We start from the raw sequence: 7,220 nt of genomic DNA on the forward strand, positions 1-7,220 counted from the left end.
CGTGGGCGCCGCGATCGGGGTTGCGGCCACCGCCGCTGCCACGGCGCCAAGCTACCCGCCGCCGCCGCCCTATCCTTACGCCTACCCCGCGTATTGAGGCGGGGCGGACGTCGCGCTTAGACGCGCGGGTGGGATGATCGGTGCATCGCAGGCGCCGTTGTCAAAGACGCCGCCACTGACATCGGCACGCCCTACGATAATTGTCTTCTTGCGATGTCGAGTTTGCGGCCAAGCCGCGGGCATGCCGCGGTGCGCCGGGCATGATTGGCTAAAGAACGGAATACCGCGAGATACCCCGAGAATATCTGATGTAGCACTCGGTGTCAGACCGACGAGCTCTGCTGTCATTGGCAATAGTAACAATTAAATCGCGCCAGACATTGTTTCTTCAGTTTCAGCTGGCCACAATGTCAGCGGGAGGGTGCGCATGGCATTTTGGATCGTCTACCATGGCAAAGACTGGAATCGTGCGCGTCGAGGCGGCTATCTGTGGGCGCCCAAGCGAGGGCGGAACGGTCAGACCCAGGCTTATTGGGCGACTATGGAACGGGTCAGACCAGGTGATCTGATCTTCTCCGGTGCTAATAGCGCTCTTCGCGCTGTCGCTGAGGCAACGCTTCCTGCCTATTCTGCTGAGCGTCCCGACCCCATGGACAATCAGTTCCGGTACGGGAACGGCTGGCGGCTTGATATTACCTTCACTGATCTGCTGCAGCCGATGTACTACCGCGATTGGGTTCCGGACGTTCTGGGGGAAATGCCTGCACTCCACTCGCCCTTTCAGAGCGGCGGCGGGCCGAACCAGGGCTACCTCTACGAACTCCCGAACAGTGTTGGTGAGCACATTATCCACCTAGCGCGGCAGCAGGGAGTAGACCTAGCCGGCCAAGCCAACGAGGTAGCTCCAGTTCCTGACGGGGCAGAGACCACTCGGCAGCAAATTGTCGCTGCCCGGATGGGGCAGGGAAATTTCCGAAAGGATCTGCTCATCTGGTGGGAGGGCTCCTGCGCGATCCTCGGGACCAACCGGCCAGAGCTGCTAAGGGCATCTCACATAAAGCCGTGGTCAAGCTCAAACAATGTGGAGCGGCTAGATCCAGCGAACGGCCTACTCCTTTCCGCGATGTATGATGCAGCATTTGACGCGCTGCTCCTATCATTCGCAGAAGACGGAGCGCTGATGTTGGCTCAGGACTTTTCTACGGAGGAAGCAGCGACAGCGGGGATCGATTCAACCGCCAGGATCAAGATCAAAGATCCGAAGACCGCGAGCTATTTAGCAGAGCATCGTGCTTTGATGGCTGCTCGCTCGACGCGATCCGTCGCCTTGTCAAAGTTGGCGGAAGATCACGTCAACGCTTCAATCCACAACAATAAAATGAAACATAAGAACGCACAGTAGCCGCAAGCCTTGTTAACCTTTTATCATGGCGTTCTCTTCAAGTATGCTGACGTTTCCAGAACAAAACGGCGTCGACCTACCGGCATGGCCGCCGTGATGGACCGTTGCGGGACCACTGCAAGCGGATGGGGTGTCAATCACCTTCTGCTCAAAAACGCCGGGATCAGACCGACGGCGGCCACGCCCGCCGCCAGCAAGGGAAGCGTTGCATAGCCAAATCCATGGGTCAGCCATTGGGCACCAAGGGCGGCACCCGCCGCGTCGCCCAGGTTGAACGCCGACTGATTGAAGGTGGAGGCCAAGTGCGGGGCGTTGCGCGCCTGGCTCACCACGCGCGTCTGCAGCGGCGGCACCAGGGCGAAGGCGATGCAGCCCCAGGCGAAGACCGCCGCCAAGGCCGCCCAGCCGGTGGCGGAGACCGCCGCCAGCACGGCGAGCACAATCACGTCCAACACCAGCAGAAGGCGGACCGCGCGCAGCAGCCGGTGATCGGCCAACCGTCCGCCGACGAGGCCGCCAGCGGTCAGGCCAAGGCCGAAGACAAGCAGAGCGAAGGCCGCTTCATGGGGAGAGAACCCGGTCTCGTGTTCCAGAAACGGTGTCAGGAACGTCAAGATCGCAAAGAGGGCAGCGGATGACACGGCACTGATGAGCAGCGCCAGCCAGACCTCCCGGCTCTTCAAGGCAACCAGTTCGCCGCGCAACCCGGTTGTCGACTTCCGGCCGCCGCGCGGCACCCAGCGCGCAATGGCGGCAAGTGACACCGCACCAATCAGGGCCACGATCGCGAAGGTCGTGCGCCAGCCGAAGCTCTGCCCGATCCAGCTGCCGGCTGGAACGCCCACCACATTGGCGAGCGTCATGCCAGTAAACAGGAGGGCCACGGCCCGCGCGCCCTGGCCGGGTGGCGCGATTTCGAGCGCGACGACGGCGCCTATGCCGAAGAAGGCCCCGTGCGACAGCGCGGTGAGGACCCGCGCCCCGAGCAGCACGGCGAAACTGGGCGCCAAGGCGCAGGCGATGCTGCCGCCGCAGAACATCGCCATCAGCAGCAGGAGGGCGCTGAGCCTGGAAAGCCGATGCAGGGCGACGGCCACGAAGGGCGACCCGAAGGCGACGCTCAGGGCGTAAGCGGAGATCAGCAGGCCGGCGCGTGGCACCGGGACGCGCAGATCCGTCGCGAGATTGGGCAGCAGTCCGACAATGACGAACTCGCCCATGCCGATTCCGAAGCTCGCCGCCGCCAGCGCGAAAAGCGCTGCACGATGACGCGGCTGAGCCGCCGCGGAAGCGCTCGCGGCCGTCATGCTTTTGCGCGCAGAGGGTCGGACTGTCCGGCGGGCTCAAGCGCGCCATCGGCAGGCAGCGCCATCGCCGGTGTGTCCTTGACCGTTTCCATCACGATCACCGTCTCGGTCCGAAGCACATCGGCGTGGCTCTTGATATGATCCGCCAGAAGCTGTTGCAGGGCCTGGGTGCCAGCGACCCTTGCTTTCAGCAGATAGCAATGCGGACCCGCGATCTGTTGGATCTCCTGAATCTCCGCCCTGGCCATGAGCTGCTGCCGGAAACCCTCTTCATCCGGGTGCGGCGCGAGATCGACGAAGATAAAGGCGCAGAGAGGAAGCCCCACTCTGCCGGGGTCGAGGCAGGCGTGATTGCCGCGGATGATGCCCGCGCCGTTCAGCCGCCGCACACGCTCGCTGGCGGCCGATACCGAGAGACCGACCACCTGCCCGATCTCCGCACTCGACAGCCGGTTGTCGCTCTGCAACAGCCGGAGAATTTCCCGGTCAAGCTGATCCATACCGGAAAATTGCGCGAAAAATCGGCCACATCCAGGCAAATCGACGATGTCGCAGGGTCGTGATGCAGAGGCGGCGTTACCCGCGCTTGTCCTGCAGCGTCCCCAGGCGCGGGGCGGCGATTGCCAGCGGCGCCGCGATGCCGATGGTGATGGCGGTGGTGATCATCAGCACGGTGAGCGCCAGCGAGACCGTCTCGTCCACCAGCACCGGCGGCGGCGCGGGCCCGGCCGAGACGATCTGCATGATCCCGGCGACGGTGCGAAACCCGTAGATACCCGGCACCATGGCGACGACGCCGGGAAAGGCGAAGGTCGCGGCCGGGGCGTCCAGCCGATGCGCGAAGATCTGCGCGAGGCCGCCCGCGAGCAATGCGCCCAGCAGCGTGCCGGAGACGATGTCGAGCCCGGCATAGTGCATGAAGGCCGCACGCACCGTGTGGCTCGCAAGGCCGCAAAGAGCCGCCGCCCAGGCTAGGCGCAGGGGCACGCTGAAGAGCAGCACGAAGCCGAGGGCGGCCAGCGCCGCGAAGACCGCATCTTCCGCCACCGGAATGCTGCCCGAGGCCATTTCCAGCGGCAGCGCCACGCCCGAGAGGGCCGCGCCGATTTCGAGCCCGAGGCCGATGGCCGCAATCACGAAGGCCGCGAAGCCGAGGCGCGCGATGCCCACGCTCGCATGGTTGCGCAGCATGTCCTGCACGCCGTTGATCAGCGGCACGCCGGGCACGATGACCATGCCGGGGGCCACCAGGCAGAGGGCGGCGGTACCCGATCCCAGCAGCCGCGCACCCAAACCGCCCAGAAGCCCGCTCACCGCCGCCGTCAGGAAGGCGACGACGACGGGGCTGAGCCCGCGCTTGCCCAAATCCTGGCGCAGCAGCGTGCCGAGGGTGACGGCAATCCAGCAAGCGGCGAAGGCGGCCCAGTCTCCGCCGAACAGGCGGCTGAGGGCGGCGGCGGTCATGCCGATTCCGGCGGCGACCAGGAAGCGGCTGTATTCCGGCGGCCGATGCTCCAGCGCCTCAAGCGCATCCGCCGCCCCCGCGACATCGAGGCGGCGCGCCTCGACCTCGTTCAGCACGTGATAGGCGGCGGCGGCCTGGCTCATGCCGACATTCATCGCCGGAATGCGGCTGCCGATCTTGGTTGCGAAACGCCCCTCCGCGACGAGAGTGAGGATCAGCCCCTCATAGGAGACAAGCAGCCGCGCCTCGTAGCCAAGGGCGGCGGCGAACCGCCGGGTGGCCACTTGCACGCGGCCGGTATCGGCACCGTTCTGCAGCAGGATGCGGCCGAATTGCAGCAGGCAATGGGCAGCGGCCTCGGTTCCCGCATCAGACCCCGCGACCACCGCATCGGTCATTGCCGGGTACCCGGTCAGGCCGGCTCACCCTGAATCGGTGCGAGACCCAGGCGCTGCATGATGGCGGTCACTTCCGCGGTCGCGGCTTCGGCGTCCGCGACATCGGTGCCCTTGGAGACGATGGCGACGCCGTTCCGGCCGTCACGGTCGAAGGGGTAGCTGCCGACATCGAGATCGGGGAAGCGCTTCTGCACCCCCTCGAGATCGGCGGCGATGGAGCCTTCCTTGAGGCCGAGCGCATAAACCGCGCGGGAGATGATCGGCGCGCCACCCTCGAGGCTCGGCGCCAGGCTCTCGAACATCGCCTGCATGATGCGCGGAACCCCGGCCATGACGTGGACATTGCCAATGCTGAAGCCGGGCGCGGCCGAGACGGAGTTGAGGATGAGAGAGGCGCCGCGCGGCATCGTCGCCATGCGCTGGCGGGCGGCGTTGAACTCGCCTGCCGGATAGCGTGCCTCCATGATGGCGACGGCCTCCGCGTTCAGCTCCCACGGCACGCCGAAGGCGGCGGAGATGCATTCGGCGGTGATGTCGTCATGCGTCGGGCCGATGCCGCCGGTGGTGAAGACATGGTCGAAGCCGGCGCGGACCTCGTTCACGGTCGAGATGATGGTCTTCGCCACATCGGGGATGACCCGCACCTCGCGCAGCGGGATGCCGATCTCGCCCAGCCGCTTGGCGAGGAAATTGATGTTCACGTCCTGGGTCCGACCGGAGAGGATTTCGTTGCCGATGACGAGCAGGCAGGCGGTCGGATTGGCCATGGGAACCTCGGGGCGCGCGGTGAAGGTTTGTCTGTTTGCAGGAACCCTACAGCAGGTCGCGCAGCATGGGGAGCAGAGGACGGTCGGCAGGCAGCATCTGATAGTCGGAAAGTTCAGATGGCGTCACCCAGCGGATGATCTGTCCCTCGCGGGGTGTCGGAATGCCCTGCCAGCGGCGGCAGAGGAAAAGCGGCATCAGCAGGTGGAAGGTCTCGTAGGTGTGGGAAGCGAAGACGAAGGGGGCGAGGCAGGCGCGCGAAATATCGACGCCGAGTTCCTCCCGCAGTTCGCGAACCAGGGCCTCTTCCGGGCTCTCCCCGGCTTCGAGCTTGCCGCCGGGGAATTCCCAGAGCCCCGCCATGGCGCGGCCCTCCGGCCGCCGGGCAATCAGCACGCGGCCGGCCGCATCGACCAGCACGCAGGCGGCAACGAGGAGCAGCGGCACCCCGCCGCTCGGCACGTGAGGCAGTTCGGGCGCAGGCGACAGATCCTTCCGCGCCGCTTCGAAGCGCAACACGGGATGGCTGCCGCCGCCACGCGAGAGAAAGACCTCCGCGCCGGTCGCGACTTCGCGGAAGCCGATGGCGCGCAGCACGGCGGTGGAGGCCGGATTGTCGGTCGCGACCGTCGCCTCGACCAGATCGAGATCGAGATTGGCAAGCGCCCAGCGCAGCACCCGGCCAGCGGCCTCCCGCGCCACGCCGTGGCCCCAGAAGCGCCGACCAACCCAGTAGCCGAGCGTCGCCCGCCGCTGGCCGCGGATGAGCTTCAGGCCGACGGCGCCCACCAGCACTTCGCGCCCGTTCTCATCCCCGGTGATTGCGAAATGATGGCCGCGGCCATCCTGCCGCTGCGCCACCTGATCGGCGATCCATTGATCGGCGGTCAGACGCGGATAGGGAAAGGGCACGCTCTGCAACGTCCGGCAGACTTCCCAGTCGTTGAGCAGCCGGTGCAGCTGCTCGGCGTCATCCGGCGTGACAAGGCGGAGGGTAAGCCGCTCGGTCGTCAGCCGGAGATCGGTGGGCGCGCGCGACTCAGCTTCGGTAACTGCCATTGATATCGATATACCCATGCGTCAGGTCGCAGGTCCAGACGGTTGCCGCGCCCTCGCCAAGTCCGATATCGACCGCGATCTCGACCTCGCGCCCCTTCATATGCGCCACCACCGGCGCCTCGTCATAGCCTGCCACCACGGTGCCGGCGCGGGCCATCCAGGTGCCACCGACGGCAACCGCCAGACGATCCCGGTTCGCGGGCTCGCCGGATTTGCCGACCGCCATGACGATGCGTCCCCAATTGGCATCCTCGCCCGCGATCGCGGTTTTCACCAGCGGCGAATTGGCGATGGCGAAGGCGATGGCGCGGGCGGACTTCTTGGAGACGGCGCCGGTGACGTCGATGCGAATGAGTTTCTGCGCCCCCTCGCCGTCCCGCGCCACCTGCAGCGCCAGGTCGAGCAGCAGTTCGTCCAGCGCGCGGCGGAAATCGCGCAGCATTGCGCCACCCGTCTCCGGCACCTTCGGATGTGGCACCTGGCCGGTCGCGAAAAGGAGCACGGTATCCGAAGTCGACGTGTCGCTATCCACGGTCACGGCGTTGAAGCTGGGTTCGACGCCCTTCGCGAGCAGCTTCTGCAGCGCAGGGGCTGGAATGGCGGCATCGGTGGCGACGAAGCAGAGCATGGTCGCCATGTCGGGCGCGATCATGCCGCTACCCTTGGCGATCCCGTTGATCGTTACCGGCACGCCGCCGATCATCGCGCTGCGGGTCGCCCCCTTGGGAAAGGTATCGGTTGTCATGATGGCGCGGGCGGCGGCTTCCCAGCCGTCCTCCTGCAGCCGCTCATGCAGCGCGGGAAGAGCGGCGGTGATGCGCTCG

At 66.2% G+C, this 7,220-nt stretch carries 7 protein-coding genes; 1 reads left to right on the forward strand and 6 read right to left on the reverse strand.

All coding sequences use genetic code 11. The features are described 5' to 3' along the window. Positions 1-427 precede the first annotated feature (427 nt). Entirely contained in the window at positions 428-1,402 is a 975-nt protein-coding gene (locus VL752_RS16800; protein ID WP_325357012.1) for an HNH endonuclease signature motif containing protein, read from the forward strand. 137 nt (positions 1,403-1,539) lie between these two features. Here VL752_RS16800 and VL752_RS16805 read toward each other — a convergent pair whose 3' ends face one another. The 6 genes from VL752_RS16805 to argJ form a co-directional block, all read right to left on the reverse strand. Further along, a complete protein-coding gene (locus VL752_RS16805) occupies positions 1,540-2,709 on the reverse strand; it encodes an MFS transporter (protein WP_325357013.1) in 1,170 nt (389 codons plus the stop codon). Further along, the gene (locus VL752_RS16810) at positions 2,706-3,209 is read right to left on the reverse strand and encodes an Lrp/AsnC family transcriptional regulator (RefSeq protein ID WP_325357014.1); all 504 of its coding nucleotides are present in this window, start codon (positions 3,207-3,209) and stop codon (positions 2,706-2,708) included. The genes VL752_RS16805 and VL752_RS16810 overlap by 4 nt, the downstream gene beginning before the upstream one ends. A 76-nt stretch (positions 3,210-3,285) precedes the next feature. Then, a complete protein-coding gene (locus VL752_RS16815; RefSeq protein ID WP_325357015.1) occupies positions 3,286-4,572 on the reverse strand; it encodes a threonine/serine ThrE exporter family protein in 1,287 nt (428 codons plus the stop codon). 14 nt (positions 4,573-4,586) lie between these two features. Then, positions 4,587-5,339, reverse strand: coding sequence for a competence/damage-inducible protein A (locus VL752_RS16820; RefSeq protein WP_325357016.1), 753 nt, complete (start codon positions 5,337-5,339; stop codon positions 4,587-4,589). Positions 5,340-5,385: 46 nt separating this feature from the next. Further along, entirely contained in the window at positions 5,386-6,396 is a 1,011-nt protein-coding gene (gene mutT / locus VL752_RS16825) for an 8-oxo-dGTP diphosphatase MutT (protein WP_325357017.1), read from the reverse strand. Then, positions 6,377-7,220: bifunctional glutamate N-acetyltransferase/amino-acid acetyltransferase ArgJ (argJ, locus tag VL752_RS16830; RefSeq protein WP_325357018.1), on the reverse strand; the 844-nt coding region annotated here is incomplete at its 5' end. The genes mutT and argJ, both read right to left, overlap by 20 nt.

This window comes from Acidisoma sp., from assembly GCF_035492295.1.
In the GTDB taxonomy this organism is placed as follows: domain Bacteria; phylum Pseudomonadota; class Alphaproteobacteria; order Acetobacterales; family Acetobacteraceae; genus Acidisoma.

What these genes read in the sequence shown, in the direction of transcription:
- VL752_RS16800 (WP_325357012.1), top strand. Translation starts at nt 428, where the DNA reads ATGGCATTTTGGATCGTCTACCATGGCAAAGACTGGAATCGTGCGCGT.
- VL752_RS16820 (WP_325357016.1), bottom strand. Translation starts at nt 5,339, where the DNA reads ATGGCCAATCCGACCGCCTGCCTGCTCGTCATCGGCAACGAAATCCTC.
- mutT (WP_325357017.1), bottom strand. Translation starts at nt 6,396, where the DNA reads ATGGCAGTTACCGAAGCTGAGTCGCGCGCGCCCACCGATCTCCGGCTG.
- VL752_RS16810 (WP_325357014.1), bottom strand. Translation starts at nt 3,209, where the DNA reads ATGGATCAGCTTGACCGGGAAATTCTCCGGCTGTTGCAGAGCGACAAC.
- VL752_RS16815 (WP_325357015.1), bottom strand. Translation starts at nt 4,572, where the DNA reads ATGACCGATGCGGTGGTCGCGGGGTCTGATGCGGGAACCGAGGCCGCT.
- VL752_RS16805 (WP_325357013.1), bottom strand. Translation starts at nt 2,709, where the DNA reads ATGACGGCCGCGAGCGCTTCCGCGGCGGCTCAGCCGCGTCATCGTGCA.